Source organism: Mycobacterium sp. TH-M11, assembly GCF_057473725.1.
Genome location: NZ_JBYCLD010000169.1, coordinates 1 through 26,002, shown reverse-complemented (window position 1 = coordinate 26,002; position 26,002 = coordinate 1). Strand labels below are relative to the sequence as shown.

Annotated in this window: 28 protein-coding genes; 10 read left to right on the top strand and 18 right to left on the bottom strand. The window is 65.8% G+C overall.

Going from position 1 to position 26,002, the window contains the following annotated elements:
- The 5 genes from AC2VOG_RS07385 to AC2VOG_RS07365 all read right to left on the bottom strand — a co-directional run bounded on the left by AC2VOG_RS07385 (position 1) and on the right by AC2VOG_RS07365 (position 5,403).
- Positions 1-1,287 carry an ArsB/NhaD family transporter gene (locus tag AC2VOG_RS07385; protein WP_486939277.1) on the bottom strand — a complete coding sequence of 429 codons (1,287 nt, stop codon included), beginning with the start codon at positions 1,285-1,287 and terminating at the stop codon, positions 1-3.
- A 254-nt stretch (positions 1,288-1,541) separates the two neighbouring features.
- Positions 1,542-2,831 carry an ArsB/NhaD family transporter gene (locus tag AC2VOG_RS07380; RefSeq protein WP_486939262.1) on the bottom strand — a complete coding sequence of 430 codons (1,290 nt, stop codon included), beginning with the start codon at positions 2,829-2,831 and terminating at the stop codon, positions 1,542-1,544.
- 232 nt (positions 2,832-3,063) lie between these two features.
- Positions 3,064-3,513, bottom strand: coding sequence for a CBS domain-containing protein (locus AC2VOG_RS07375; RefSeq protein ID WP_486939261.1), 450 nt, complete (start codon positions 3,511-3,513; stop codon positions 3,064-3,066).
- Positions 3,514-3,629: 116 nt separating this feature from the next.
- Positions 3,630-4,070 carry a CBS domain-containing protein gene (locus AC2VOG_RS07370; protein ID WP_486939260.1) on the bottom strand — a complete coding sequence of 147 codons (441 nt, stop codon included), beginning with the start codon at positions 4,068-4,070 and terminating at the stop codon, positions 3,630-3,632.
- A gap of 28 nt (positions 4,071-4,098) precedes the next feature.
- On the bottom strand, positions 4,099-5,403 hold the full coding sequence (locus AC2VOG_RS07365) for an ArsB/NhaD family transporter (RefSeq protein WP_486939259.1): 1,305 nt from the start codon (positions 5,401-5,403) through the stop codon (positions 4,099-4,101).
- Between the two features lie 354 nt (positions 5,404-5,757).
- Between AC2VOG_RS07365 and dxs the strand changes: the two genes are divergently transcribed.
- Positions 5,758-7,692 (top strand): 1-deoxy-D-xylulose-5-phosphate synthase, encoded by a 1,935-nt coding sequence (gene dxs / locus AC2VOG_RS07360; protein ID WP_486939258.1) that lies wholly within the window; start codon positions 5,758-5,760, stop codon positions 7,690-7,692.
- A 67-nt stretch (positions 7,693-7,759) separates the two neighbouring features.
- On the opposite strand, the gene AC2VOG_RS07355 is transcribed toward dxs, so the two are convergent.
- The 3 genes from AC2VOG_RS07355 to AC2VOG_RS07345 all read right to left on the bottom strand — a co-directional run bounded on the left by AC2VOG_RS07355 (position 7,760) and on the right by AC2VOG_RS07345 (position 10,576).
- Positions 7,760-9,052 carry an HRDC domain-containing protein gene (locus AC2VOG_RS07355; protein ID WP_486939257.1) on the bottom strand — a complete coding sequence of 431 codons (1,293 nt, stop codon included), beginning with the start codon at positions 9,050-9,052 and terminating at the stop codon, positions 7,760-7,762.
- Position 9,053: 1 nt separating this feature from the next.
- Positions 9,054-9,635, bottom strand: coding sequence for a DUF3000 domain-containing protein (locus AC2VOG_RS07350; RefSeq protein WP_486939256.1), 582 nt, complete (start codon positions 9,633-9,635; stop codon positions 9,054-9,056).
- A gap of 119 nt (positions 9,636-9,754) precedes the next feature.
- A complete protein-coding gene (locus AC2VOG_RS07345; RefSeq protein WP_486939255.1) occupies positions 9,755-10,576 on the bottom strand; it encodes an enoyl-CoA hydratase/isomerase family protein in 822 nt (273 codons plus the stop codon).
- A 111-nt stretch (positions 10,577-10,687) separates the two neighbouring features.
- Between AC2VOG_RS07345 and hemE the strand changes: the two genes are divergently transcribed.
- The 4 genes from hemE to AC2VOG_RS07325 are packed head-to-tail and all read left to right on the top strand — an operon-like array spanning position 10,688 to position 14,582.
- Entirely contained in the window at positions 10,688-11,737 is a 1,050-nt protein-coding gene (hemE, locus tag AC2VOG_RS07340) for a uroporphyrinogen decarboxylase (RefSeq protein ID WP_486939254.1), read from the top strand.
- Positions 11,734-13,107 (top strand): protoporphyrinogen oxidase, encoded by a 1,374-nt coding sequence (locus AC2VOG_RS07335; RefSeq protein ID WP_486939253.1) that lies wholly within the window; start codon positions 11,734-11,736, stop codon positions 13,105-13,107. Before hemE ends, AC2VOG_RS07335 begins: the two co-directional genes overlap by 4 nt.
- A gap of 5 nt (positions 13,108-13,112) precedes the next feature.
- Positions 13,113-13,808, top strand: a complete 696-nt coding sequence (gene hemQ / locus AC2VOG_RS07330) for a hydrogen peroxide-dependent heme synthase (RefSeq protein WP_486939252.1) — start codon at positions 13,113-13,115, stop codon at positions 13,806-13,808.
- Positions 13,809-13,829: 21 nt separating this feature from the next.
- Entirely contained in the window at positions 13,830-14,582 is a 753-nt protein-coding gene (locus AC2VOG_RS07325; protein WP_486939251.1) for a class I SAM-dependent methyltransferase, read from the top strand.
- On the opposite strand, the gene AC2VOG_RS07320 is transcribed toward AC2VOG_RS07325, so the two are convergent.
- The 5 genes from AC2VOG_RS07320 to AC2VOG_RS07300 are packed head-to-tail and all read right to left on the bottom strand — an operon-like array spanning position 14,579 to position 19,418.
- Positions 14,579-15,286, bottom strand: coding sequence for a GNAT family N-acetyltransferase (locus AC2VOG_RS07320; RefSeq protein ID WP_486939250.1), 708 nt, complete (start codon positions 15,284-15,286; stop codon positions 14,579-14,581). The two genes, AC2VOG_RS07325 and AC2VOG_RS07320, sit on opposite strands and share 4 nt — an antisense overlap.
- Before the next feature lie 9 nt (positions 15,287-15,295).
- A complete protein-coding gene (gene msrB, locus AC2VOG_RS07315) occupies positions 15,296-15,718 on the bottom strand; it encodes a peptide-methionine (R)-S-oxide reductase MsrB (protein WP_486939249.1) in 423 nt (140 codons plus the stop codon).
- Complete coding sequence (aftC, locus tag AC2VOG_RS07310; protein WP_486939248.1) at positions 15,715-16,998, bottom strand: arabinofuranan 3-O-arabinosyltransferase; 1,284 nt, start codon at positions 16,996-16,998, stop codon at positions 15,715-15,717. Before aftC ends, msrB begins: the two co-directional genes overlap by 4 nt.
- A 27-nt stretch (positions 16,999-17,025) precedes the next feature.
- Positions 17,026-18,603 (bottom strand): alpha/beta hydrolase, encoded by a 1,578-nt coding sequence (locus AC2VOG_RS07305; RefSeq protein ID WP_486939276.1) that lies wholly within the window; start codon positions 18,601-18,603, stop codon positions 17,026-17,028.
- Positions 18,604-18,614: 11 nt separating this feature from the next.
- Positions 18,615-19,418 (bottom strand): pyrimidine reductase family protein, encoded by an 804-nt coding sequence (locus tag AC2VOG_RS07300; RefSeq protein WP_486939247.1) that lies wholly within the window; start codon positions 19,416-19,418, stop codon positions 18,615-18,617.
- A 34-nt stretch (positions 19,419-19,452) separates the two neighbouring features.
- On the opposite strand from AC2VOG_RS07300, the gene zapE reads away from it, so the two are divergent.
- Positions 19,453-20,478 carry a cell division protein ZapE gene (gene zapE / locus AC2VOG_RS07295; RefSeq protein WP_486939246.1) on the top strand — a complete coding sequence of 342 codons (1,026 nt, stop codon included), beginning with the start codon at positions 19,453-19,455 and terminating at the stop codon, positions 20,476-20,478.
- Between the two features lie 125 nt (positions 20,479-20,603).
- Here the strand turns inward: zapE and AC2VOG_RS07290 are convergent, their stop codons facing one another.
- Together AC2VOG_RS07290 and AC2VOG_RS07285 are read right to left on the bottom strand one after the other, a co-directional pair.
- Positions 20,604-21,110: a hypothetical protein gene (locus AC2VOG_RS07290; RefSeq protein ID WP_486939245.1), complete on the bottom strand. Its 507-nt coding sequence runs from the start codon at positions 21,108-21,110 to the stop codon at positions 20,604-20,606.
- A gap of 156 nt (positions 21,111-21,266) precedes the next feature.
- Positions 21,267-21,752, bottom strand: coding sequence for an SRPBCC family protein (locus tag AC2VOG_RS07285; protein ID WP_486939244.1), 486 nt, complete (start codon positions 21,750-21,752; stop codon positions 21,267-21,269).
- A 203-nt stretch (positions 21,753-21,955) separates the two neighbouring features.
- Between AC2VOG_RS07285 and AC2VOG_RS07280 the strand changes: the two genes are divergently transcribed.
- From AC2VOG_RS07280 to AC2VOG_RS07270, 3 genes are read left to right on the top strand one after another with little or no spacing between them, the layout of a single operon-like run.
- Entirely contained in the window at positions 21,956-22,267 is a 312-nt protein-coding gene (locus AC2VOG_RS07280; protein WP_486939243.1) for a DUF732 domain-containing protein, read from the top strand.
- Between the two features lie 48 nt (positions 22,268-22,315).
- A complete protein-coding gene (locus tag AC2VOG_RS07275; RefSeq protein WP_486939242.1) occupies positions 22,316-22,687 on the top strand; it encodes a DUF732 domain-containing protein in 372 nt (123 codons plus the stop codon).
- Positions 22,688-22,744: 57 nt separating this feature from the next.
- Positions 22,745-23,848: an LLM class flavin-dependent oxidoreductase gene (locus AC2VOG_RS07270; RefSeq protein ID WP_486939275.1), complete on the top strand. Its 1,104-nt coding sequence runs from the start codon at positions 22,745-22,747 to the stop codon at positions 23,846-23,848.
- 37 nt (positions 23,849-23,885) lie between these two features.
- On the opposite strand, the gene AC2VOG_RS07265 is transcribed toward AC2VOG_RS07270, so the two are convergent.
- Entirely contained in the window at positions 23,886-24,191 is a 306-nt protein-coding gene (locus AC2VOG_RS07265) for a hypothetical protein (RefSeq protein ID WP_486939241.1), read from the bottom strand.
- 209 nt (positions 24,192-24,400) lie between these two features.
- Between AC2VOG_RS07265 and AC2VOG_RS07260 the strand changes: the two genes are divergently transcribed.
- The gene (locus AC2VOG_RS07260; RefSeq protein ID WP_486939240.1) at positions 24,401-24,667 is read left to right on the top strand and encodes a hypothetical protein; all 267 of its coding nucleotides are present in this window, start codon (positions 24,401-24,403) and stop codon (positions 24,665-24,667) included.
- A 74-nt stretch (positions 24,668-24,741) separates the two neighbouring features.
- Here the strand turns inward: AC2VOG_RS07260 and AC2VOG_RS07255 are convergent, their stop codons facing one another.
- Positions 24,742-24,984 (bottom strand): hypothetical protein, encoded by a 243-nt coding sequence (locus tag AC2VOG_RS07255; RefSeq protein WP_486939239.1) that lies wholly within the window; start codon positions 24,982-24,984, stop codon positions 24,742-24,744.
- Between the two features lie 363 nt (positions 24,985-25,347).
- Positions 25,348-25,596 (bottom strand): hypothetical protein, encoded by a 249-nt coding sequence (locus AC2VOG_RS07250; RefSeq protein WP_486939238.1) that lies wholly within the window; start codon positions 25,594-25,596, stop codon positions 25,348-25,350.
- Positions 25,597-26,002: the final 406 nt, after the last annotated feature.

Below are 26,002 nucleotides of genomic sequence, written 5' to 3'. Positions count from 1 at the left end.
CTACGCGAACACAAAATATCGCAGCCACAGATACAGCGCGCTTAACACAGTGGACAGCGCGGTGATCACGATGCCCTTACGGGTGAATTCCCAAAACGAGACGGAATAGCCTGCCCGCAAGGCGATCCCGATCATCACGATGTTGGCGCTGGATCCGACGGCGGTGAGGTTGCCGCCCAAGTCGCCGCCGAGCGCCAGCGACCACCACATCACGTCGTGGTGCTCCTGGTGCGGCATGGCCGAGGCGAGATGACTGACGATCGGCGTCATGGTGGCGACGTATGGGACGTTGTCGATGAGACCGGATGCCAGTGTCGACACCACCAGAATCAGCATCGTGGTGAAGAGCATGTCGCCACCGGCGGCGCTCGCCGCCAAGTTGCCGAGGCGTTCAATGAAGCCGGTTTTGAGCAGGGCGCCCACCATCACGAACAGGCCGACGATGAACAGCAGGGTGTCCCACTCGACGCTGGCGAGGTAGTCGGACTTTTCCATCTTGGACAGCAGGATGAGGGCGCCGGCGCCGAGCAACGCGACCAGCGAGGGCTGGATGTGGATGGCCGGCGAGACGACGAATCCGACGAACACCACGCCCATGACCGCTCCGGACTTGATGAGCAGCCCGCGGTCGCGTAGAACCTCTCGCTCCTGTAACGCCATCACGTCGGCAACTCGTTCGGGAGCAACCGTGGAGAACCCGCGGAACAACAACGGCGAAACAGCGACGAAGACCAGCATGATGATGCCGACAATCGGCGCCATGTTGAGCAGAAAAGCGTTGAACGACAGGCCTTTGCGTGCGCCGATGATGATGTTGGGCGGGTCGCCGACCAGCGTTGCGGCACCGCCGATGTTGGAGGCGAACACCTCCGCGATCAACATCGGTACCGGGTTGATCTCCAGTCGGTCACAGACCAGCAAGGTGACGGGGGCTATCAGCAGCACCGACACGACGTTGGGCAGCAGGGCTGAGGCCAACGCCATGACCAGGGTCAGCATGATCATGATGCGCACCGGCGATCCATTGGCGCGCTTGGCCGCCCAGATGGCGGCGTATTCGAATACGCCCGTGTGCTGCAGGATGCTGACGATGATCATCATGCCCAGCATCAAAAAGATGACATCCCAGTCGATGCCGGTTTCCGCGGAGTAAAAGACATCGGGTGCGTCGATAGCCGGCAAGATGACCATCAGCCCGGCACCGACGAGTGCGACGGTGGTCTTGTTGAACCGCTCGCTGATGATGAAGCCGTAGGACACCACGAATACCGCAATGGCGACATCCATCTGGATCGCTGATGACGTCATCGCCGTAGCTCCGCAAGGCTGATCGAGGTCATTCGACTCTTTATACGGACATTGCTGGTGCGGCCTGGGTGCAAGACCAGTTGGGCACTTCGATGTTCACGACTGAAACGTTCCCCGAGGCGCGATCACATGCATAGGGCTAATAGTAAATTGCACACCCCACTTCGGGCGCGGGCGTAAAAAAATCCTTACACCCCTTCGGCACACAGGGGTCGGTGTGCACCGGCCTCGTCTCAGGCCAACACGAAGTAGCGCAACCACAAGTAGAGGGCGCACAAGGCGGTGGACATGGCCGTCACCACGACGCCCTTGCGGGTGAATTGCCAAAACGTAATGGGGTTACCCGATTTCAGCGCGATGCCGAGCATGACGATGTTGGCGCTGGATCCGACGGCGGTGAGGTTGCCGCCCAGGTCGCCGCCGAGTGCCAGCGACCACCACATCGCGTTATGGTGCGCCTGCGACGGAGCGACCGAGGCCAGGCTGGCCACGATCGGAGTCATGGTTGCGACGTAAGGGACATTGTCGATGATGCCGGACAGCAGCATCGACACACCCAGGATCAGCATCGTGGTGATCAGGACGTTGCCTCCGGTGGCGTTGGCCGCCATCTGGGCGAGGGTCTTGATGACCCCGGTCTTGACCAGCGCGCCGACCATGACGAACAGGCCGGTTATGAACAGCAGGGTGTCCCATTCGACATTGGCCAAATAGTCCGATTTGGTCAGTCCAGAGATCAGGATGAGAGTCCCGGCGCCCAACAGGGCGACCAGTGCGGGCTGGAGATGAATCGCCCCCGAGACGATGAATCCAACCAAAACCAGGAATAACACAACAACGGACTTGATCAACAGTGTGCGATCTTGGACCGCTTCCTTCTCGTCGAGAGCCATCACGTCGGCGACCCGATCCGGATCCGCCGCGGAGAGGCCGCGGAACAGCAAGGGCAGCGCGGCGACAAACACCAGCATGATCACGACCACCACTGGCGTCATGTTGAACAGAAAAGAGTTGAACGACAAATCTTTGCGTGCGCCGATGATGATGTTGGGCGGGTCGCCGACCAGTGTGGCGGCGCCGCCGATGTTGGAGGCGAACACCTCGGCGATCAATATCGGTACCGGGTTGAATGCCAGGCGTTCGCACACCAGCAGCGTGACCGGGGCGATCAGCAACACGGACACCACGTTGGGCAGCACGGCCGAGGCCATCGCCATGACCAGGGCTAACAGCATCATGATGCGCACCGGAGATCCGTTGGCGCGCTTGACCGCCCAGATGGCAACATATTCGAATACACCGGTGTGCTGCAGGATGCTGACGATGATCATCATGCCCAGCATCAAAAAGATGACGTCCCAGTCGATCCCGCTGGCCTGCGAGTAGAAGACGTCGGGCGAATCGATCACGGGCAGTAGCAGCATCAGGCCGGCGCCGACAAGCGCAACGACGGTGTTGTTGAACCGCTCGCTGATGATGCATGCGTAAGCCGCGACAAACACCGCGATGGCAAAATAGGTCATCAACGACCGCCGCGCGGCCCGATCAAGGTGCCCTGAACCTCGGCGCTGAAGACCAGGATTCTTCCGACGACGTTCTCGGCATGAAATGACCCTATTACATGAGTCTGCTCACGGCGGGCTCGCCCGATCGCTGATCCGCCGCAGGCCGACTGCCGAGCGCGGCGCCCACGCTACGAAAACTCCAGAGCCGCTGTATAAATGGCGACAAGTGGCGGATGTTGCCGACTACCGGCTACTCCGTTTTCAGCGCGGCCGACAGCAACCGGGACGCGGTGATCACACCATGCAGCCGGCCGTCTTTGACGACCGCAACCAGCGGACTGCGCAGCCTCGCCATCACCTCGGCCACCTCGATGATGGTGTCGTCGGCGTCGGCCACCGGGATGTGCTGCCGCTGTTTGGGCAGCATGTCGCGGATGGTTTTGCCGCTCAGCTTCTCCGCCGCGTGGTCGGACATCGTCTCGGTGACGACGCTGGCCAGCCCGGGGTCGTCCTGCACGTAGCCGGGCACGATAAATCGCACCACCTGAGACGCCGGTAACACCGCGAACGGCGCCTCCGACGTGTCAGTGACCACCACCAGACCGTTGAGTCGATGCTCAGCAAGCAGACGCACTGCGTCTAGCGCGTTTGAGTCGATTTTTACGACTGGGAATTCCTCGTCGAGATCCTTTGCCCGCACATCCTCACAATACTTCCGCGAACGGCATTCGGGCATCGGGATGGGCGTAAGGGTATTCTCAGGTTGCGTTCGAGAGAGCTGAGAGCCCGGTCAGGTTGGGGGTGCCGAAGGGGCACTCAGGATTTGAGCGCCGCGGCCAACAACCGTGACGCCGTGATCACGCCGCGCAAGACTCCGTTCTCGGTCACCGCCATCAACTGGCAGCGCTGTTGCGACATCTCTGCGGCCACCTTGATCACGCCGTCACGCGCGTCGACGGACGGAACTTTGTGCAAGGCTTTTGGCAACAGGTCGCTTACCGTCTTGCCGGCCAAGTTCTGCGCGTGATCGGTCAGAGCGTCCCCCAATACGCCGGCCAGCGTGACGTCGGCCTGAACGTAGCGCGGCAGTAAGAAATGCAACATCTCGGAAGCCAGCAGCACCGCGTGCGGCTTCTGTGAGGCGTCGGCCACGACTAGACCGGGCAGGCCGTGCTCCGCGATCATCCGGGCAGCCTCGATGGCGTCTGAGTGCATCTGCACGACCGGAAACTGCTCATCGAGGTCCCTTGCCCGCACTAGGTCTCCTTACGACCGAATCGGCACGCTACGCGAAGTAGCGCAACCACAGATACCCCAGACACAACACAAACGACATCGCAGTGACGACCGCACCGCGTTTGGTGAAGTCCCAGAACGAAACCGGATGACCGGAACGGTTCGCGATCCCGACCGCGACGATGTTTGCGCTGGCACCGACCGGGGTGAGGTTGCCGCCGAGAACAGTGCCCAGCAGCAGGGCCCACCACAGCACGCCGGAGCTGGTCTGCCCGCCGGGCATGGTGTCAGCGAATTGTGCGACGATCGGTGTCATCGCGGCCGCGTACGGAACGTTGTTGATCACGCTGCCCAACGTGAACGAAATCGTCAGGATCAGCAGCGTCGCGGTCCAGAGATTGCCTTGGGCGACGTGGCTGGCGACCTGGGCCAGTTCCTTGATGACACCGGTCCGTACCAGTGCCCCGACCATGATGAACAGCCCGGCGAAGAACAGCAGTGTCTCCCACTCGACGCTGCCCAGATAGAACTCGCGCTCGATACCCGAAATCACGATCAGGATGCCGGCCCCGGCCATCGCCACCATCGACGGCTCCATGCGGATCTGCTGGTGCAGAATGAATCCGACGAAGACCACGCCCAGGACGATTCCGCACTGAAGTAAGAGCTTGGGGTTGCGGATCGCTTCACGTTCGTCCAGCAACATGATGTCGGCTGCCCGCTCCGGATCGGTGACGAAGAAGCCCGGGTACAGGCGCGGCAGGATCGCTATCAGCGCGACAAGAACGAGCAGCACCGCGGGTGCCATATTCGCGCTGAACTCGATGAAACTCAGATGGGCGCCCGTACCGATAATGATGCTGGTAGGGTCGCCGACCAGCGTCGCGGCGCCGGCGATGTTGGCGGCAATGGCCTCGACGACTAGAAACGGCGCCGGATTGATCGCGAGACGGTCGCAGACAAGTAGGGTGACCGGGGCGATCAACAGCACGGTGGTGACGTTGTCCAGCACCGCGGTCCCGAGTGCCGTGACCACGATGAGCAGGATCAAGATTCGCAGCGGAGATCCCTTGGCGCGCTTGGCTGCCCAGATCGCCACATATTCGAAGGCACCGGTCTGACGCACCACGCTGACAATGATCATCATCCCGAGTAACAGGAACAGGACGTCCCAGTTCACCCCGGTGTCACGCGAGTAAAAAATGTCCTCTGAGGTCAACTTCGGCAGGAAGAACATCAATACCGCGCCGGCCAGCGCCACCTTGGTTTTGTTGAATCGCTCCGTGGTGATCAGCGCGTAACAGAGCACGAACACGACCGATGCGTACACGGAATGGAACAGATCGCTGCTCATCGGCTGTCCTGCCGTCGGGAGTGGATGAGGTTCGGCACAGACAGGGTAAGGGTCCTCAAAGTAGCTGCACCGGAGACCCCGGGCGCGTCGCATTGATCACGCTGTCGAACCCTGACGTCTGTCCGCTGAACGCGGTGGCGTCGACCGAGCAAGTCATGCCGCACTCCTGATTAGCCCGTAATTACAGGAAGACTCCAACGGCGCGCCAGGAAACACCGAACAGGCTTCCCGGTACACCGCGGGTTAGGTTAGCAGGCCTGTCTGTATGGTTTCTGTACGTGACGGGCTGTCTGTCTTGGACCGTATCTGCGCTGGTCCGCGAGTCGAGTTGGCGAATCTGCGTACACTGGCACAATGCTTGAACAGATCCGTGGGCCCGCCGATCTGCAGCACCTCTCGCAGGCGGAACTGCGGGATCTGGCCGCCGAGATACGCGACTTCCTGATCCACAAAGTTGCCGCGACGGGCGGCCACCTCGGTCCGAACCTCGGTATGGTCGAGCTGACGCTCGCGTTGCACCGAGTGTTCGACTCGCCCCACGACCCGATCATCTTCGACACCGGCCACCAGGCCTACGTGCACAAAATGCTGACCGGGCGCGCGGGGGACTTCGAAACGCTGCGCAAGAAAGACGGCCTGTCGGGGTATCCCTCGCGCTCGGAGAGCGAGCATGACTGGGTCGAGTCGAGCCACGCGAGCGCGGCGCTGTCCTACGCCGACGGTCTGGCGAAGGCCTTCGAGCTGACCGGACATCGCAACCGGCATGTGGTCGCGATAGTGGGTGACGGGGCGCTCACCGGCGGCATGTGCTGGGAGGCGTTGAACAACATCGCGGCGGCCCGGCGGCCAGTGGTGATCGTCGTCAACGACAACGGGCGCAGCTATGCGCCGACCTTCGGCGGTCTGGCCAACCATCTGGCCATGCTGCGGCTGCAACCTGGCTACGAGAGTCTTCTAGAGCGCGGTCGCAGTGCGGTGCGCGGAATGCCGGTCTTCGGCGATCTGGCTTACCACGTCATGCACAGCGTCAAAGCCGGTGTGAAGGATGCACTTTCGCCGCAGCTGTTGTTTACCGATCTGGGGCTGAAATACGTGGGTCCGGTCGACGGCCACGACGAACATGCGGTCGAGGCCGCGCTGCGGCGGGCCCGTGGATTCCACGGCCCGGTGCTGGTGCACGTCGTCACCCAGAAAGGCCGCGGCTACGGCCCGGCCGAGGACGACGAGGCTGACCAGATGCACTCCTGCGGGGTCATCGACCCGGTCACCGGATTGGCCACCAAGGTTGCCGCCCCCAGTTGGACGGCGACCTTCTCCGCGTCGCTGATCGAGCAGGCGAGCATGCGTCGCGACATCATCGCGATCACCGCGGCGATGCCTGGCCCTACCGGTTTGAGCGCTTTCGGAGAACGCTTCCCGGACAGGCTGTTTGACGTCGGTATCGCCGAGCAGCATGCGATGACGTCCGCGGCCGGGCTGGCGATGGGCGGCCTGCATCCCGTCGTCGCGATCTACGCGACGTTCCTCAACCGCGCGTTCGACCAGATCATGATGGACGTCGCGCTGCACAGGCTGCCGGTCACGATCGTGCTCGACCGGGCCGGGGTCACCGGCAACGACGGCGCCAGCCACAACGGCATGTGGGACATGTCGATGCTCGGCATCGTCCCGGGTATCCGGGTGGCTGCACCGCGCGACGGCGCCCGTCTGCGCGAGGAACTCGGCGAGGCGCTGGCCGTGGATGACGGTCCGACGGTGATCAGGTTCCCGAAAGGCGATGTCGGCGAAGACATCCCTGCGGTAAAGCAACATGCGGGAATGGACATACTGGCGTTGCCGGCCGAGGATCTGGGTGCTGACGTGGTGCTGGTGTCGGTCGGAGCATTCGCATCGATGGCACTGGCGGTGGCCGAGCGGCTGCGTGATCAGGGCATCGGTGTGACGGTGGTCGACCCGCGGTGGGTGCTGCCGGTGCCGAAAGCGCTGGGGGAGTTGGCGATCGCACATCAGGTGGTTGTCACACTGGAGGACAACGGGGTGGCCGGTGGTGTCGGTTCGGCGGTTTCTGCCGCGCTGCGGGCCGCCGAGATCGACGTGCCGTGCCGCGATATCGGGCTGCCGCAACAGTTCTTCGCTCACGCGTCGCGTGGTGAGGTGCTCGCCGAGGCCGGTCTGACCGACCAGCACGTGGCCCGCCGAATCACCGGCTGGATCGCGGCTTTGTCTCGCGACGATGCCGGCCGGGGCGAGGTCGACTCCGGGACCGCGATCACCGAACAGCTGGACTGACGTCGTTCTCCTTGGCTTCTCGACATTTAAACCTCTGCCAAGACACGCCGAGCGGCGTCGCACTGGCTTAAGTTTCGGCGGCGGGCGGCGACTCCAGCGCCGCGGCCAAAGCGGGCACCGTCAACTCGCGCTGCCAGTTGCGGGCCTGACCCGCGGCCAGGAACTCCTCGATCCTCGCCGCGACGTCATCCTCGCCCGCTGTTGCGTCCCAGTCCCAGCACAGCCGCCGGACCAGTTCGGGTGTGACCAGATTCTCGCTGGGCACCGATACCCGCTGCGACAACTCCCGCAGCGCGGCGCGGGCTGCGTCCAGTCGTGCGGCGGCCTCCGGCCGTCGGCGGGCCCAGCGCGCCGGCGCGGGCGGCCCGTTGGGCGACTCGGCTTCCTCTGCGAGACCGGGATTGTCGCGCGCGGCCCGCAGCGCCGCCAGCCAGGTGGAGGCGCTGCGGCGTTGCCGCTTTCCGCCGAAGATCGGTAAGGCGACCAAGTCGTCGAGGGTCTTCGGATCGGCGGCCGCGGCCGCGATGATCGCCGAATCGGGCAGGATGCGGCCCGGCGCGATATCGCGCCGTTGCGCGATTTCATCGCGCACCGTCCACAATTCGCGAACCGCGGCCAGGCCGCGCGGGTCGCGCACCTTGTGAATGCCGGACGTACGTCGCCAGCGGTCCCGGCGTGTCATAGCCGGGCTTTGACCGGCGCTGCGTCGCAGATAGTCGAATTCCTCTGCCGCCCAAGCGGATTTGCCCTGTTCTTCGAGTACGTCAGCGACCGCCTCGCGCAGACCGATGAGCACTTCGACGTCGAGTGCCGCGTAGTTGAGCCAGGCGGCCGGCAGTGGTCGCCGCGACCAGTCCGCCGCGCCGTGGCCTTTGGCCAGCCCCACACCCAGCAGGCGTTGCGCCATCGCCGCCAAGTTGACCCGGTCGAAACCGGCCAGTCGCCCCGCCAATTCGGTGTCATACAGGGCCGTTGGCCGGATGCCCACCTCGGCTAGGCACGGCAGGTCCTGGTCGGCTGCGTGCAGGATCCATTCGTCGGATGCCATGACGTCGGCGACGGGCCGCAGCACGGTCAGCGGGTCGCGGCCGTGACTGACCGGGTCGATGAGCACCGTCCCGGCGCCGGCCCGGCGGACCTGAATCAGGTAGGCGCGGTTGGAGTAGCGGAACCCCGACGCGCGCTCGGCATCCACCGCGAACGGACCGTGGCCGTCGGCGAGCAGCGCCGCGGCGGCAGCGATTTCGTCTGCGGTGATCGACAAGTCGGGCACGCCGTCGGCGGGATGCAGCAGCGGCGTGACGTCAGGTTCCGCGGCGTCGGCTGTTTCGCTGGGTGGTTCTGTGGGCTCGCTGGCCATATCAAACGCGCGACCGGGGGCCCAAATCTGTCACCCCGACCGGCGGCAGCCCCGCGGCGTGCTCGAGCACGTGGCAGAACGCCTCGACATGGGGACCGATGTCGGTGGTGAGTGCGGTCCAGGACGCGCGCAGCTCCAGCTGGTGGGCCCGCGGCGGCCCGGAAATGTCGCCGTAGCGGACCGAGGTGGTGGCGGTGACGGTGCCGCCCAGTGCGGTGACCTGTTCGGCGCTTGCGTCCAGCGCCTCGACCAGCCAGCTCCACGCGACCTCCGGCAGCAGCGGGTCGACGGCTTCGCTGGAATCCAGATCGGCCTGGACATAAGCGACCAGGCGCATGGTGCCGTCCCATGCGTCGGCGCCCTCCGGGTCGTAGAGCAGGATCAGCCGGCCGAAGGCGTCACCGTCGGAGCGCTCCGGGACGACATCGAGCTCGGGACGCTTCACTTCGGCACCCAGGGCGTAGCTGAAGGGCGCGAGACGCTGCGGCGGCCGGATGGGGCCCAGCTCGATTTCAGCCCTGACGCTGGCCCCGCTCATTGCCTCCACGGCCTCGCGGAACGGGGCCGGCTCGGCTGCTGTCATGACAGATGACCGTAGACCTCCCTGCCGATACCCGCAGGCAGGCGCGCCGCGGTCGAGCAAACCGTTCATCCTGCGGCTGCGGTGGGGTTGTGCGAGTAACACCGACCCTGCGCGCAGAGTCAACGCGAGTGATCGCCGGTGAAATGCGCCGGCCGCTTCTCGCGGTGGGCAGCCAGGCCCTCCCGCACATCGGGCCCGCTGAAACTCAAAAACTCCAGGCCAAGAGATGTTTCGAAGGCCGGCGCCGCCATCCGGTACCAGTGGTTGAGGCTGTGTTTGGTGAACCGAATCGCCGACTGAGCCCCTTGCGCCAGCTCGGTGGCGATCCGGGTGGCGGTGTCGAGCACCTCGCCGTCGTCCACACACATCGACACCAGCCCGATGCGCTCGGCTTCCTCGCCGGACAGCGGCGCGCAGGTGAGCAGGTAGTACTTGGCTTTGGCCATCCCGACCAACAGCGGCCAGCAGATCGCGGCGTGATCTCCGGCGGCCACACCCAGCTTGGTGTGCCCGTCGATGATCTTGGCGGTGCGCCCGGCCACCGAGACGTCGGCGAGCAGCGCCACGACCAGCCCGGCGCCCACCGCCGCGCCGTGAATCGCCGAGATCACCGGCTTGTCCAGGTTGACCATGTTGAGCACCAGGTCGCGGGCCTCGCGCATGATGCGCATCCGGTCGTCGAATTCACCCATCGTCTCATCGATCAGATCGAAGCTGCCGCCCGAGGAGAACGCCTTGCCCTCGCCGCGGACCAGCACCGCGCGCACACCCGCGTCGCGACCGATGACCGGCCAGATGTCGGCGAGGTCGCGGTGCATCTGCGGGCCGACCGAGTTGAGTCCCGGTGAGTCGAGAATCACGTGCAGCACGCCGTGTTCAGCCCGTTCGACGCGCAGGCTGGGGAACTCGTCGTAGCTGACTGCGGGGTGGCGAACTGGCATCCGGGCTCCTGACCGCTGGCTCACGCTTACTACCGACGACGAGATTACGCAGGGCTGCGGGCGCTGCCCGCCGCGCCCGCCGATTCGCCCGTCGTGGCAGCATTGAGCCTGATGAGTGACCGCCGAACGCTTCCTGATTCGCCGTATCTGGCCGCCGCCGCCGGGCGCAAACCCAACCGGGTGCCGGTGTGGTTCATGCGCCAGGCGGGACGCTCGCTGCCGGAATACCGTGCCTTGCGCAAGCAGAACACCATGATGGAGGCCTGCTTCAACGCCGAGCTGATCGCCGAGATCACGCTACAGCCGATCCGCCGTCACGACGTCGACGCCGCAATCCTGTTCTCCGACATTGTGGTTCCACTCCGTGGCGCAGGTGTCGACGTGGACATCGTCGCCGATGTCGGTCCGGTGATCGCGGCGCCGGTACGCACTGCCGCCGACGTCGACGCCTTGGCGCCGCTGGATCCGGCCGGGGTGCAACCGGTTGCCGACGCGGTCTCGCTGCTGGTGGGCGAACTGGGCGAGGTGCCCCTGATCGGCTTCGCCGGTGCGCCGTTCACGCTGGCCTCTTACCTGGTCGAGGGCGGGCCGAGCCGTAACCACGCCAGGACCAAGGCGATGATGCTCTCCGAGCCCGACTGCTGGCATGCACTGATGTCGAAGTTGACCGAGTTGACGATCGGATTCCTGCGGATCCAACTCGACGCCGGGGTGGACGCGATTCAGGTGTTCGATTCCTGGGCCGGTGTGCTGTCGTTGGCCGACTACCGCAGGTACGTGTTGCCGCACAGTTCGCGGGTGTTCGCCGCACTGGCCGACCGCGGTGTTCCGATGACGCATTTCGGGGTGGGCACCGCCGAACTGCTGGGTGCCATGTCGGCTGCCGGCGCGACGGTGGTCGGGGTCGACTGGCGGACGTCGCTGGTCGATGCGGCCGCGCGGGTCGAGGGCGGGAAGTCATTGCAGGGCAATCTCGATCCGGCGGTGCTGTTGGCCGGCTGGCCCACCGTCGAGCACGTGGCGCGCACGGTGGTCGACGACGGGCGACGTGCCGTCGACGCCGGCGCGGCCGGGCACATCTTCAACCTCGGCCACGGCGTGCTGCCGGAAACCGACCCGGCGATACTCACCGACCTGGTAGCGCTGATTCACTCGTTATGACATCCGCCAAACGCTCGTATTGCATTGTCGGCGGCGGCATTTCAGGTCTCACCGCGGCGTACCGGCTACGCCAGAACGCCGGTAACGAGGCGCGCATCACGCTGTTCGAACCGTCGGGCCGGCTCGGTGGCGTGTTGCGCACCGAGCAGGTCGGCGGCGTTGCCGTCGATGTCGGCGCCGAAGCGTTCGTGGTACGCCGGCCCGAAATGCCGGCGCTGCTGGCCGAACTGGGTCTGGCGAACGAGCAACTGGGCACCACCGGGGCACGCCCGCTGATCTACAGCCAGGACCGGTTGCATCCACTGCCCGCGGGAACGCTCACCGGCATCCCGTCGTCGGCGGAGTCGATGGCCGGTCTGGTCAACGACGCTACGCTGGCTCGGATCGCGGCCGAGCAGGATCAACCGTTGAGTTGGCAGCCCGGCGCCGACCCGGCGGTCGGCGACCTGATCGGCGACCGGTTCGGCGAGCAGGTGGTGGCCCGGTCGGTGGATCCGATGCTCAGCGGTGTCTACGCGGGGTCGGCGGCGACCATCGGCCTTCGTTCGGCGGCACCCACCCTGGCCGCGGGCCTCGATGCCGGCGCCACGAGCGTCACCGACGCGGTCCGGCAAGCTCTCACCAGCATCACCGCCGGCCCGATCTTCGGTGCGGTGGGCGGGGGATACACCGTGCTGGTCGACGAACTCGTCCGCCGCAGCCGGATCGACTGGGTGCAGGCTGCGGTCGACGGAATCGACGCCGTCGCGCAGGGGTGGACCCTGCGCGACACCGCCGGTGCGCAGTGGTACGCCGACGCGGTGGTCGTCGCCGTTCCCGCGGCACGCCTGGCCGGACTGGTCGGGCAGGTCGCTCCGCGCACCGCGGCGGCGGCCGGCCGGATCGCGAGCGCCTCCTCGGCGGTGCTCGCGATGGCGGTACCCCGCGGCCTGGCCTTCCCGCAGAACTCCGGTGTTCTGGTGGCCAGCGGAGAACGGTTGCGCGCCAAGGCGATCACGCTGTCGTCGCGCAAGTGGGGTCGGCGCACCGACGTGGAACTGTTGCGGCTGTCGTTCGGCCGTTTCGGTGACGACCTGGCGACCAGTGCCTCCGACGACGAGCTGCTGGCCTGGGGGCTGGCAGACCTGGCCACCGTGTTCGATCTGCAGGTCGACCCGGTCGACGTCCACGTTCAGCGCTGGCCGGATGCGATGCCGCAGTACGGGCCCGGCCACCGCGACCTGGTCGCCGAACTACGGGCCGGTCTGCCGCCGACGTGTCAGGTGGCGGGCAGTTACCTCGACGGTATCGGGGTGCCGGCCTGTGTGGGCGCGGCCGGGCGGGCCGCCGCTGCCGCCGTCCGTGCCGTCGAAACGCCCGTGGCACGATAGATCGCATGGCCCGCCTGGACTACGACGCTCTCAACTCGACCGTTCGCTACCTGATGTTCTCGGTGTTCTCGGTGCGCCCCGGGGCGCTCGGCGAGCAACGCGATGCCCTCGTCGATGAGACGGCGACGTTCTTCAAGCAGCGCGAAGAGCACGGCGTCGTGGTGCGCGGCCTCTACGACGTCGCGGGCCTGCGGGCCGACGCCGACTTCATGATCTGGACCCACGCCGAACACGTCGAGGCGCTGCAGGCCACCTACGCCGACTTCCGGCGCACCACCACGCTGGGCCGGGCCTCGATACCGGTGTGGAGCAGCGTCGCGCTGCACCGGCCGGCCGAATTCAACAAGAGCCACGTCCCGGCGTTCCTTGCCGGCGAGGAACCGGGCAACTACATCTGCGTCTACCCGTTCGTGCGGTCCCTCGAGTGGTACCTGCTGCCCGACGAGGAGCGCCGCCGGATGCTGGCCGAACACGGGATGGCGGCGCGCGAGTACAAGGACGTCCGGGCCAACACGGTGCCGGCATTCGCACTCGGCGACTACGAATGGCTGCTGGCGTTCGAAGCCCCGGAACTGCATCGCATCGTCGACCTGATGCGGGAACTGCGGGCCACCGACGCACGACGGCACACCCGCGAAGAGACGCCGTTCTTCACCGGGCCGCGGGTGCCGGTAGAGCAGTTGGTCAATTCGCTGCCCTGATTTTTACAGCAGAGGGGATACATGACAACGCAATTCGATCCCAACGATCCCACCCGCTTCGAAGAGATGTATCGCGACGCCTCCGTCGCGCACGGCCTGCCGGCTGCCACGCCCTGGGACATCGGCGGCCCGCAACCGGTGGTGCAGCAACTGGTCGCGCTGGGTGCGATCAAGGGCGACGTTCTCGACCCGGGCACCGGACCGGGGCATCACGCCATCTACTACGCGTCCAAGGGCTACCCGGCCACCGGAATCGACGGCTCGCAAACCGCGCTGGAGCGCGCTCGCGAGAACGCGCGCAAGGCCGGCGTCTCGGTGAATTTTCAGCTGGCCGACGCGACGAAGCTCGACGGCTTGGACAACCACTTCGACACCGTGGTGGATTGCGCTTTCTACCACACCTTTTCGACGGAACCGCAGCTGCAGAGGTGCTATGCCGGAGCCTTGCACCGGGCCACCAAACCGGGGGCCCGGCTGTTCATGTTCGAATTCGGCAGCGGCAACGTCAACGGGTTTCACATGCCACGTTCTTTGTCCGAAAGCGATTTTCGCGATGTGTTCCCCGACGCCGGGTGGGAGATCACTTACCTCGGGCCGACGACCTACCAGATCAACATGAGCTCGGAAAATCTCGACGAGATGCTTCGGCGGGCCCCTGAGCGGGCCGAGGAGATGAAATCAGTCGCCGAGCGATTACGCGCCATCGAGCCGTGGCTGACCGACGGACGCGTGCACGCCCCGTTCTGGGAAGTGCACGCCACCCGGTTGGATTAAGTCTGCGGGCGCACCACGGTAATTGTCATGTCGGCGCGAGTGGTGAAGCCCAGCCGACGATACAGCGCGACGGCGTTGCTGTTCTCGTGCAGCACATGCAGGAAGGCGCGGTGGCCTTCGGCGCGGATCGCCGTTTCCACGGCAGCCATGAGCAACCGGGACAGCCCCTGGCCGCGATGGTCGGGATGGGTGCAGACCGCGCTGATCTCGATCCAGCCCGGCAGGTGGATGCGTCGTCCGGCCATCGCGACGAGTCGGCCTGCACGCCGCACGCCCCGGTAGCCGCCCAACGCGACAGTTGATGCCAAGAACGGGCCGGGACGGGTGAGGTCGGCCAGTGCCATCATCTCGGCGGCATCGCTGTTACCTAGCGCAACAACGGATTCCGGCGGCGCGTCGGTCATCAGGCCGTGCAGCGGCGCGATCATCTGCGCGACCGGGAAGACGTCGGTCACCGTCCAGCCCGAAGGCACGTCGACCGTCCGCTCAGCTTCGAGGGCCGACCGCCCGTCGGGTCCGCAGAGTTCGGCGAGTTCCTGCCAGGCCTGGCGGTCGGTGGTGTCGCGCACCGCGGCAAAGGGTGCGACATCGGGTCGGTAGCGGCAGGCGCGGGGCGCGCTGTGGCGCGACTCGACGGCGAATCGGCGGTGCGGACCGGTCAGGGCATGCCAGACGGGATCGTCGAGCAAGCGTGGATCGCTCACCCTCGAAGGTCAGGAGCCGGCCGGCGCCAGGCGCAGCGAGATCGAGTTGATGCAGTAGCGCTGATCGGTCGGGGTGGGGTAGCCCTCGCCCTCGAAGACGTGGCCGAGATGGCTGTGGCAGTTGGCGCACAGCACCTCCACCCGGGTGGCGCCCAGCGAGTGGTCGGGGCGCAGTATCACCGCGTCGGAGTTCGCCGGATCAAAGAACGACGGCCAGCCGCAATGGGAGTCGAACTTTTCGGTGCTGCGGAACAATTCGGCGCCGCAGGCCCGGCACTGGTAGACGCCTTCGGTCTTGGTGTCGGTGTACTCGCCGACGAACGGGCGCTCGGTGCCGGCGCGACGCAGCACCGCGAACTCCTGCGGGTTGAGCCGCTTGCGCCACTCATCGTCGCTGAGCTGCAACTTCGGCTGGGAGTGCTGGGACGTCATGCCACCAAGTTAGCGTGAGGTCTCTCCGGCGTCACCCACAGCGGATCGATACCGTCGTCGAGCCGGTTCTCGCCTTTGGCGTCGAGGTAGCGGAAATACAGCACACAGAACGTCACGATCAGCAGCAGCGACCAGCCGTAGGTGATCTTGAGGTACTCCAGCGGCCGGCCGATGAACATCCAGTTGAACAGCAGCCAGCGGTCCATCGTGAGGAATCCGTAAATGGCCAGCCACGCCGGCCAGTTACGGATCACCGAATTGCGCAGCACCACCGTCATCAGGAACGGGAACAGCAGCATCGAGTAGTAGCCCTGCGCCAGCGCCAGCACCAGCCACGACCACAGCAGCAGCACACCCGAGGAGGTGGTGAACCAGAACAGCGGGTCGCGGGTGCGGTAGTACCGGTACAGCAGCCACAGGCTGCCAATGGCCAACAGCGTGAACAGGATTCGCAGCAGGTGGATCAACCAGAACGGCAAACCGAAGTACACGCCGTTGCCTTCGATCGAGCTGTTGAAGTAGTCGCGGACGCCCAGCATGTAAGGCACCGTGCGGGTGATGAAGTCGCCGGGATGAACAACCAGGCGCCATGCCGCCAGGTTGAACACCGCGGGCACCAAAAAAGCCGGCACGATCGCGCGCCACTGCCGGTTCAACAGCGGTAGCAGCAGCAAGGGGAGCAGCGCCGGCTTGATCACCACCGTCAGGCCGATCGCGATGCCGGCCCACCACTGCCGGCTTGTCCGGCCGTCGAGCAGCCAGCGCAGGAACAGCACCTCGCACAGCAGGATCACGCCGTTGATGTTGGTGAAAACCAACGTGTTGGTCACGGATTCGGTGCAGAACATGGCCAGCAGCAGCGCCGGCGCGGCCACCGAACTGAGGCCGAACTTGAACATCTTCAACAGCACGTAAGCGGCCAGGACGATCGCCGCGCTGTTGATGGCGACGAACAGGTAGCGCGATTCGGCGAACGGCAGATAGCCGAACGGCGCCATGAGTAGCGTCCCGCCGGGTGGATAGAGGTAGTGCGGGTCGACGTAGTCGAAGTGCTCGTTGTAGATGTCCCAGCCGTGCCGGAAGTTGAGCACCGCGCGGTAGACCGGTTTGAAGTCGTCGGTGATGTTGCCATTCGTGGTGACCACGATGGTGCGGTGGATGACGGCCAGGATGGCGATCGGCCACAGCGCGGAGCGCAACACGCTCGCGGCGCTCGGCGCGGCGGTGCGGGGAGCGAACCAGTTGCGCACCCCGCTAGGTGAAGAATCGGCTGCCGTCACGAGCGGAACCCTATCTGACGTGCAGGATCAGGCGGGACAGTAGGTGTCGGTGGCCGGCAGTGTGCCGGTGTCGAGGTAACCGATGAGCGGCGGGACCGCGCACGACGAGTAGATGCTGGCGCCGTGGCCGATGCCCTGCCACATCACCCGCTTGCTGGCGGCGGATGCATTGATGATGGTGGCGGCGGTAGCCGAGACGCCCTCAGACCCGACGATGGGGTCGTCTTGGACGCCCATCAACATCACGTTGACCATCAGTTTTTTCGGCGGCTGGGGGGTCGGTGAACTCGGCCAGGAGACGCACTTGACGAGGCTGAGCGCGCCGACGGTGCCGAACTGCGGGTAGAGCTTGGCCCAGGCGACGACCAGTTCCCGGATCCGGTCGGGGGTGGGGCGGTTGATCGCGTCACTGCACTTGTTGACGAACTGCCCGTCGGTTCCACTGATGCCCCGTGCGCGGTTGATGAGGTTGGACAGCAGGTTGGTGTCCCCGGTACGGGCGGTGGCCAGCGCGGTGGCCAGTTCATTGGTGGTCCCGACCCGGTCGCCGGTGGGATAGCCCAGCGCGATGCTGATCGCGCTGACGATGGAGGCCACTGACGCGCCCGCAGGGCCATGGCCGGTGCGCGCATCGGCGAGTATCGCGCTGACAGCGGCTTTCGGGTCGGGCCCCAGCGGGCAGTTCACCGCGGCGCACTGATCGGCGAATGCGTCCAGTGCCGCTTCCTGGCCCTTGACCCGTTGCTCGGCGGCGGCTTCGGCGCCCACACCCAAGGCAAGCGGGGAGTCGAGGACCAACCGGGCGACCTTGTCGGGATGAGCGCTCGCATAGGACAGCGCCACCTGGGCGCCGTTGCCAATGCCGATCAGCGCCAGTGACGGCGAATCCCAAATGCTGCGCAATCGCTCGATGTCGCTCGCCGCATGGGCGTTGTCGTAGTCGGAGTCGCCGGGAGCGATGGTGTCGGTGCAGCTGGTGGTGGCGTTGTGCACGATGTCGGCAAGGTTGGCGACCGGGTCGTTGCCGGCCTCGAACTGCGCCTGATCCAGGATCTCCTGGCGATCGAATTGCTCGAGGCAGTCCACCGGGCTCGAGCTGCCCATGCCGCGTCGGTCGACGGCGACGATGGGGTGTTTGTCGAGCACGTCGCCACCGGCCCGGGCGAGCCACACCGGCAGCTGCACCGATGACGGCAGGTCCGTCCCGGTCGTGAACACCAGCGGTCCGGCGTCGTCGGGAGTCTTCACCGACTTGGCGCGCACCACGCCGATGCTCACCGAACCGGCAGCCCCGTTCGCCGGATCGAGGTCGGCGTCGTAGCTTGCGCAATCGAGCTTGACGCCGCCGGGCGCGGGGGCGCCCGCATCGGCGAATTCCTTCGATGTGCAGTCGCGCCAGGACAACTCGTTCTTCGGCTTGGCTATCGGCGGTGGTCCGCTGGAAGTGGTCGACGTCGTCGCCTTGCCCTGCGGCTGGGCGCCCGCGTCGGTGGCGAAGCGTGGGTTGGCGGCCAGGCCGGGTGCACAGCCGGCCAGCACAGCGGTCACCACGATCAGCGACGAGGTGACTGCGGCGCGCCTGCTCATGCCGACCACAGTAGCGATTGGTTGATCGATCAGGAGTCAGCCGGGGCTGATGGGCCTGCCGTGGCCTTGCGCACGTAGCGCGTGTAGAGATAGCCGTCGTCGTCGGTGAGGACGTGCGCGCACCGCATCGCGGTCAGCATCTGCTGCGCGCCGGTGGCGATGCGGTCGGCGCGGCCGCCGACCAGGGTCGGAGCGATCGTCAGGCACAGTTCGTCGAGCAGGCCCTGCCCGACGAACGAGCTGAACAGCATGGGGCCGCCCTCGGTCAATACCCGCGGCAGCCCGCGATCGGCGAGGGCGGCCAACACCGCGGCGGAGTCGACGCTGTCGGGGTCGCCGGTCGAACAGTCGATCACCTCGGCCAGGTCGGCCAGCGTGTGCCGGGCCTGATCGGCCACCGCCGTGCAGGTGCAGACCAGGGGTGCGACTTCGGTGCGGCTGAACACCGGCATGTCGCGTTCCAGCCGGCCCGATCGGGAGACGATCGCCAAGGGCGGGACTTCGCTCTGCCCGCGGCTTTGCCGACGCTGCCGCTGCGCGACGGTCGGCCGGGCACCGCAGTAGCCCTCGGTCCGCACGGTGCCGGCGCCGACCAGGATCGCGTCGGCCAACTCACGCAACGCGCCGAACACCGCGCGGTCGCCGGGGCCACCCAGTTGGCCGGACTTGCCGTCGAACGTCGCACCGCCGTCGAGGCTGGCGATGAAGTTGGCGCGCAACCACACCCCGTCATGGTCGGGGGGGTAGCCGTAGAGATCGGACAGGTCGCTGCTGTCGACGTCGCGCGAGGAGCCGAGCAGTCGCATCGGCACCGCGCCGGACCCGTCAACCATGTGTGTGATTGCAACACGCCGATAGGGTGCGTGCATGCCCGGGGTTGCGCGTCTGGTCGACCGGAAGCCGACGGTGTCACCGGAGCGGCTTGTCGCACAGTTGACGCCGCCGCCGACGTTCGTCGACGCCAGCTTCGCGAGCTACCACCCCGACCCGGCCGAGCCTTCGCAGGCGGCGGCGGTTGCCGCCTGCCGGCGCTTCTGCGAGCAAGCCGCCACGCGCCGCAGCGGCCGCCGGAGGTTGTTCGGCCGACGCGAGGTGCTGCCGGGCATCGGGCTGTACCTCGACGGTGGCTTTGGCGTCGGCAAGACGCATTTGTTGGCCGCCACCTACCGTCAGTTGCCCGTCGATGCCCTGCACCCCAAGGCATTTGCGACGTTTATGGAGCTCACCCAGCTCGCCGGGATCTTTGGCTTCACCGAATGCGTGGCGCTTCTCGCGGATTACAGCGCGCTGTGCATCGACGAGTTCGAACTCGATGATCCGGGCAACACCACGCTGGTCTCGCGCCTGCTCTCGCAGCTGGTCGAGCGCGGTGTTTCGGTCGCCGCCACCTCCAATACGTTGCCCGGGCAGCTCGGTGAGGGACGTTTCGCGGCCCAGGACTTTCTCCGCGAAATCACCACGCTGGCAGAGATTTTCGACGTGGTGAGGATCGAGGGACCCGATTATCGGCACCGTGATCTGCCGCCCGCGCCGGGACCGCCGTCCGATCGGGAGGTCGCCGACCGCGCCACGACGGTGCCAGGCGCGACCCTCGACGACTTCGACGAACTCTGTGCGCATCTGGCCACCATGCATCCCTCGCGGTATCTGGCGCTGATCGACGGGGTGACAGCGGTCTGCCTGACCGGAGTGCATGCCATCGAGGATCAGAGTGTGGCGTTGCGGCTGGTGGCGCTGACCGATCGGCTCTACGACGCCGGCATTCCGGTGCTGGCCTCCGGGGAAAAGCTCGACCGCATCTTCAGCGCGGAGATGTTGGCGGGCGGTTTCCGTAAGAAGTATCTGCGGGCCACCTCGCGACTGCTGGCGCTCAGCGTCGCTGTCGACGTGTGAACGACCAGGCCATCACAGGGCCGCTGCCGCGCGGCACTCCTGGTAACACCGTTGCGCGTTGGCTTCCTGATTGACGCCCGGTTGGGGGAAGCCGCCATTGGGGGAAGCCGCCATGGCGATGCGCGCTACAGGTTCCACTGCGCCAGGTGATACCCGGTCTTCTTGTCCAGCAGCACAACGGTGGAGACCGGGTCGCGGTAGGCCTCCCAGTACACGCCGCCACGAACGATCGACCCGGCCGGCGCGTTCGTCAGTGCGGCGTCCAGCGCGTCGGGCGCGTCGGAGGCGCGGGATTTGTACGCGTCGCCGAACGGGGTGACGCCGTCGAAGGTGAAGTCGGTGGCCATCTGATAGGGGTTCGGCACCCGTACCGCGTGGATGACGACATCGGCGCGCACGACCGCGCTGTTGGGGAAGCTCTTGACCGGAATGCCGACGCGGTTGTACCCGAATCCCGGTGGCGGGTCGACCGGTTGCACGCTGCTGACCGTGACGTCGGCGATTATCTTCCCGGTGTCGACCCGCAACGTGTCACCGAGATGGCCGATGGGCGCGTCGCCGGCTGACGCGCGGGGTACCACGACGAATGTGGCCGCGATAACGGCGATCACGGCGACCAGGTAGCGGCGCATTTTTCCTCCTCGGCGACCATCGCATGATGGCACACTGGCGGGCTCACGGTGCCCGGTTGTAGAACCCTCGGCTATTTTCGACCGCGGTCTGTGCCTGCGCTACGGCGGTCATCACCGCATCGCCCAAAGTCAGGATCGCCCAGTCAGATCGCCCAGTCAGGCTTTCGGGTAACCCCGGCGGACCGTGCGATCCAGGATGCCCAGCGACGCCCGCAGCGCCCCTTCGGAGATCACCGGAAAGATCGCGGCTTCGCGCCACTTCGCATCGATCTGCGACCAGTCGTAGAACGACGTGACCAGGGTGCCTTCGCCGTCGGGACCGGGTTCTAGGCGGTAGCCGTAAACATGGCCGATCTGCGGCCGGATCTGACCCAGCACGGTCCAGGAGATCAGCTGGTCTTGTTCGAATTCGCGGATCGTTACGGTGACGTCGTACCTGCCGAGGTCGGGAAAGTCGTTGAGGGCTTCACGATCCATGTGCACGACGAAGCTGTCGCCGGCCGCGGCGACCGAGGCGCCGTCGGCGTCCTGCAACATGCCGGACGAGTCGATGGCGACGTGGCCCTGCGGGTCGCAGAGGACCGCGAAAATCTCGGCGGGCGGGGCGGCGATCATGCGCTGGACTTCGATTCTTTCGCTCATCGTGTGATCCTGTCAGGGGCGCCCGAACCGCTGGGGCGATTCGGTAACCGCTGACCCCGAGCGTCGGTGAGACGCGCATCACCGTCAAAAGTTCATTCGGCGGCTGCTGCAGCGCGGGTCGCCGGTCCGCCCCGAAGTCCGGCGCGGATAAAGGCCTCGTAAAGATTTGTGCCTTAGGAGTCGCCGTAGGCCATGATGGTGTCGTGTTGCGCATTGTTACCGTGGTTGCGGTTGCCTCCTTGCTCGGCTTGACGGTCCCCGCGCATGCCGACCCGGCAACCAACTCAGGCTTTCTCGACGCTTTGAGCAAAGCCAACATCAAATTCAGCGACAACGACAGCGCGATCAAGGCGGGTAAGACGGTCTGTGCGCTGCAGGACCTGGGGTGGCAGGAACCTGACGTCGTCAACGAAGTGGCTTCGCAGAACCCGAACATCAGCCCCGACAAAGCGGAGCAATTCGCGGTGATCGCGCAAAGCGCCTATTGCCCGCAGTACCTGCCGCCAGGCCAGTGACAGCCCGAAGTCGACCGTGGCACCGGGATCGGAGATGATGGGCCGGTGATGAGGCGCCTTCTGGTTGTCCTTGGCATTGCGTCGACGCTGAGTTTGGCGATTCCGGCGCATGCCGATCCTGGCGTCGACGCGAGCTTTGTCGATGCGCTGGCCAAAGCCGGCATCAGTTTCAACGATCCCGGCAATGCTGTCGCGGCGGGACACACGACCTGTGACTTGATATCGCAAGGGAAATCGGGTCTGCAGGTGGTTAAACTTGTGCAGCAACAGAATTCGGGGATTGACACTGTAAGTGCCGCCAAATTCACCGCGATTGCGTTAAGTGCTTACTGCCCGCAGTACGCGCAGCAGTTGAACGCCGGTGGCAACGCGTCCCAGCCCCCAGACGGGGGGATTGCAGGATCGGGCGGTCAGCAGTAGTCGACGGCTGCCGGGGGTTAAGCTTTGAAGGTCGGATTGGCGGCGCAGGCGCTGCCCATGCGTTTCTCGCCGATGGCGGTGACGCGCGGTAGCTACCTGTCGGCGGTGGCCGCCCGCGCGGATTCGTTCTGGCTGGCCGATCACCTGAATTCACTGTTCCCGCGAGCGATGGCGCAGCCGAAATACATCGGTGCCGCGCGACTGACTCCGAAAGTCGACGCGAACCTCGAACCGTGGACTGTCCTGGGGCATTTGGCCGCTCGAAACCGTTTGGGGCGCATGCGCCTTGGTGTCGGTGTGACCGATACCGGCCGGCGCAATCCCGCGGTTACCGCGCAGGCGGCCGCGACGTTACACCTGCTGACCAAGGGTCGGGCGATCCTCGGCATCGGGACCGGTGAGCGCGAGGGCAACGAACCCTACGGCGTGGATTGGTCCCGGCCGGTGGCGCGGTTCGAGGAAGCGATGGCGACGATTCGGGCGCTGTGGAATTCCGGCGGAGAACTCGTGACTCGTGATTCGCCGTTTTTCCCGCTGCACAACGCGGTGTTCGAGCTGTGGCCGTATCGGGGGAGATGGCCGGAGATCTGGATTGCCGCGCACGGGCCCAGGATGCTGCGCGCCACCGGCCGCTACGCCGACACGTGGTTTCCCGCCGCGGTGTTTTCGCCTGCTGAGTACGCGCGCGGCCTGACGGCGGTTCGTGCTGCGGCCTCCGATGCCGGCCGGGATCCGTTGTCGATCGGTGCGGCCATCCTCTTCTTCACCGTGACCGGTGGTAGCCGCCAGGAGGTCGACGAGGCGCTGGAATCGACCGCGATGAAGACCTTCGCGTTGAACGCACCCGCAGAATTGTGGAAGCGGCACGGTGTCTCGCACCCGCTGGGCGAGGACTTCACCGGCTCGCAGGACATCATCCCGCAGGTCTTCGACGAGGAGTCGGTGCTGCAGTACACCTCGAACGTTCCGCGGTCATTACTCAAAGACGCCTGCCTGCAAGGCACTCACGACGAGATCGTGGACCAGTTGGCGGACTGGCGCGATCACGGGCTGAGCTACCCGGTGTTGCTGAACTTGAGCACTTTGCAGCCGAGTCTTCGTCGCGGCCTCGCCGCCAGCGGCCCGTTCGCGAAAGTCATCCGCGGAGTGCGCAAGCTATAGCTGTCGGACCATGCGTCTCGAGGTCGTTCTCAGGTCGTCAGATCCCGGCCCAGAACCATTGCTGGGAGCCTTCGTCCCACTTGGGCTGCATATGTTGTGCCCACGGTGGAGGGGGAGGCGGCGGCGGGACATCCGCGGGCGCGTAGGGCGGCGCGTACGCCGGCCGAACGGTCCACCAATCCGGCGGCGGCGGTGGCTTTCGACACTCACCCGTCCAGACATTTCGTGACCAGTTCGGTTCGCAGCCCGCATAACTCACCGCGGGCGGCACGACCGCGGCGGCGGCCAACGCAGTGCCGGCCGCGAAGGCAGCGGCGGCCACGCGGCGAAGAACCGTCGTCATACGCGGGCCTCTCGGTGAGCGAGCGTGTCTCAGCTTAGGCGCTCAAGATCGTCCCGAGTCGTCGAATCGGCGGTCTGGCGTGAGGTGAGTCACGATCGCCCTGAATCGGGCAGCCTTCGGCGGGTTCTGACGTTGGTGCTTGGCAACAGCGGCTGAATCTCGACACTTGTGAGGCTGACATGAGGCACAACACGACCAACGGTCACAGCGTGCGCTTTCCCCTCCTGGCGGCCGGGGCCGCATCGGTTGCCATGTTGACGCTGGCCGCACCCGCGCAGGCCGCGACCGTCGACTCTCGCTACGACATTTGTGCGGCGCTGCGGAGCGGAACCAGCCTTGCCGCGATCGAGACGACGCTCGAGGCGCGTGGATACAACGCGACAAACGCCGGTGTGTTGGCCGGTAGAGTGATTCGTCAGCAGTGTCCCGAGCAGGCGCCCCTCGCGATGGCGCAAGCGCAGATCGCGGGCAGGTAGCGAAGCCTCTGTGCGTTCTTGATACCAACGCCGTCGTCGACTGCCGCCGAGCCGGGGTGCGGATGGAATCGGGTTCAATGAGCCGCGCGGCGCGGGACCAAAGCCACCACTCGTTGCCAAGTGGCGGCGATGTTGCAGACATCGCCGACGCGGGCGACGGCTGCCGCTTCGCAATGCCCGCAATCGCATTCGGTGGGGTGTGCAAGTAGCTGATCGACCACGCGGCGCACCAGCACGACCGTCACCGGCTCGCGCGCTGTCTGAGCGGCGTTGAAGCAGTCGATCGCGATCAGGCTATCGGCCTCGGCCATACGCATGACCTCAGTATGCGAGCGGAAACCTAATGGGGACAGCTTCGAAACCTGCCAACATACTGGCAACTGTCCTGCGGCCCACCGTCGCGGACTGGTGCGCGCCACCGGGATTGGAGCTGGGTGCCCATTGCGGGCCTGTCCGTCACTGTTGCAGCGCACTACTCGCAGACGTCGGATGGGTTGGTTCTAACGATTTTCAGCTGCCGAAAGCTGTTGGGGTGCAGTGTAATGGGGGTTCTACAATGGCTCGCAAGATCACGCGTGTTCGCATCATGAGGCTGCAACGCCGGTGCCAGTTCCGGCCCGATTTGCCCGTGGAGACACACGTCGCGCGACTCGGCGGGCCGCTCTCTGGTTCGTCTCGGCTCAGTTCGGCGTCGGGGTCAGTTCGCGTTGCTGCCGCTGGAAGTCGCTGAAGTCCTGCTGGCAGTCCTGCATGTCGCCAAACTCGCTGCAGTCAGGGTCGTTCTGGAATTCGTCTTTGCACATGCTGTAGTAGTAGTCGCTGCGGCTGGGGTCGCAGTACGGACCGGTGTACGGCTGCGCGTTCGCGACGGGTGCGGGGCCTACGAGCGCGGCACCGACCACCGCCGCGACGGCGAGAATTTTGTTCATGCCTTGATCGTTCCATCGGTGTCTGACACGCCCACGGCGATCTCTGCGGCGGTAGCGGCTGCGTTGGACTCACCAATGCTGCGCAGCAAATTCCGCCCTCGTCGGTCGTTGGGGATGAGGCTATTGATTGCCTGTTGGGGCAGCAGCTGAGCTGTCCGAAGGGCGGACCTCCAAGCCGATCGCAGCGAGAAGACGCCGAACCGACACACGCCGAACTGTAATCATTTTCGGTCCTCTTGGTCGGCGTGGCGGTCCCAGTAGGCCCAATCGGGGAGCGGTGTAAGGGGCATCGCTCCGAATACGGAGGCTTCATGGCCCGGGGGAGTCCGAAACTCGTTCCAGCGTGGGTCGCCACGATTGGCGCGACTCCGGCGCCTACCACGGATCACGATGGCTGCTGCTCCGC

Coding starts and splice junctions, on each gene's coding strand:
- dxs (WP_486939258.1), top strand. CDS start 5,758: ATGCTTGAACAGATCCGTGGGCCCGCCGATCTGCAGCACCTCTCGCAG.
- AC2VOG_RS07325 (WP_486939251.1), top strand. CDS start 13,830: ATGACAACGCAATTCGATCCCAACGATCCCACCCGCTTCGAAGAGATG.
- hemQ (WP_486939252.1), top strand. CDS start 13,113: ATGGCCCGCCTGGACTACGACGCTCTCAACTCGACCGTTCGCTACCTG.
- zapE (WP_486939246.1), top strand. CDS start 19,453: ATGCCCGGGGTTGCGCGTCTGGTCGACCGGAAGCCGACGGTGTCACCG.
- AC2VOG_RS07380 (WP_486939262.1), bottom strand. CDS start 2,831: ATGACCTATTTTGCCATCGCGGTGTTTGTCGCGGCTTACGCATGCATC.
- AC2VOG_RS07385 (WP_486939277.1), bottom strand. CDS start 1,287: ATGGATGTCGCCATTGCGGTATTCGTGGTGTCCTACGGCTTCATCATC.
- AC2VOG_RS07275 (WP_486939242.1), top strand. CDS start 22,316: ATGAGGCGCCTTCTGGTTGTCCTTGGCATTGCGTCGACGCTGAGTTTG.
- AC2VOG_RS07270 (WP_486939275.1), top strand. CDS start 22,745: ATGCGTTTCTCGCCGATGGCGGTGACGCGCGGTAGCTACCTGTCGGCG.
- AC2VOG_RS07265 (WP_486939241.1), bottom strand. CDS start 24,191: ATGACGACGGTTCTTCGCCGCGTGGCCGCCGCTGCCTTCGCGGCCGGC.
- AC2VOG_RS07350 (WP_486939256.1), bottom strand. CDS start 9,635: ATGACAGCAGCCGAGCCGGCCCCGTTCCGCGAGGCCGTGGAGGCAATG.
- AC2VOG_RS07365 (WP_486939259.1), bottom strand. CDS start 5,403: ATGAGCAGCGATCTGTTCCATTCCGTGTACGCATCGGTCGTGTTCGTG.
- AC2VOG_RS07285 (WP_486939244.1), bottom strand. CDS start 21,752: ATGAGCGAAAGAATCGAAGTCCAGCGCATGATCGCCGCCCCGCCCGCC.
- AC2VOG_RS07290 (WP_486939245.1), bottom strand. CDS start 21,110: ATGCGCCGCTACCTGGTCGCCGTGATCGCCGTTATCGCGGCCACATTC.
- AC2VOG_RS07300 (WP_486939247.1), bottom strand. CDS start 19,418: ATGGTTGACGGGTCCGGCGCGGTGCCGATGCGACTGCTCGGCTCCTCG.
- AC2VOG_RS07255 (WP_486939239.1), bottom strand. CDS start 24,984: ATGCGTATGGCCGAGGCCGATAGCCTGATCGCGATCGACTGCTTCAAC.
- AC2VOG_RS07345 (WP_486939255.1), bottom strand. CDS start 10,576: ATGCCAGTTCGCCACCCCGCAGTCAGCTACGACGAGTTCCCCAGCCTG.
- AC2VOG_RS07250 (WP_486939238.1), bottom strand. CDS start 25,596: ATGAACAAAATTCTCGCCGTCGCGGCGGTGGTCGGTGCCGCGCTCGTA.
- msrB (WP_486939249.1), bottom strand. CDS start 15,718: ATGACGTCCCAGCACTCCCAGCCGAAGTTGCAGCTCAGCGACGATGAG.
- AC2VOG_RS07355 (WP_486939257.1), bottom strand. CDS start 9,052: ATGGCCAGCGAGCCCACAGAACCACCCAGCGAAACAGCCGACGCCGCG.
- AC2VOG_RS07335 (WP_486939253.1), top strand. CDS start 11,734: ATGACATCCGCCAAACGCTCGTATTGCATTGTCGGCGGCGGCATTTCA.
- hemE (WP_486939254.1), top strand. CDS start 10,688: ATGAGTGACCGCCGAACGCTTCCTGATTCGCCGTATCTGGCCGCCGCC.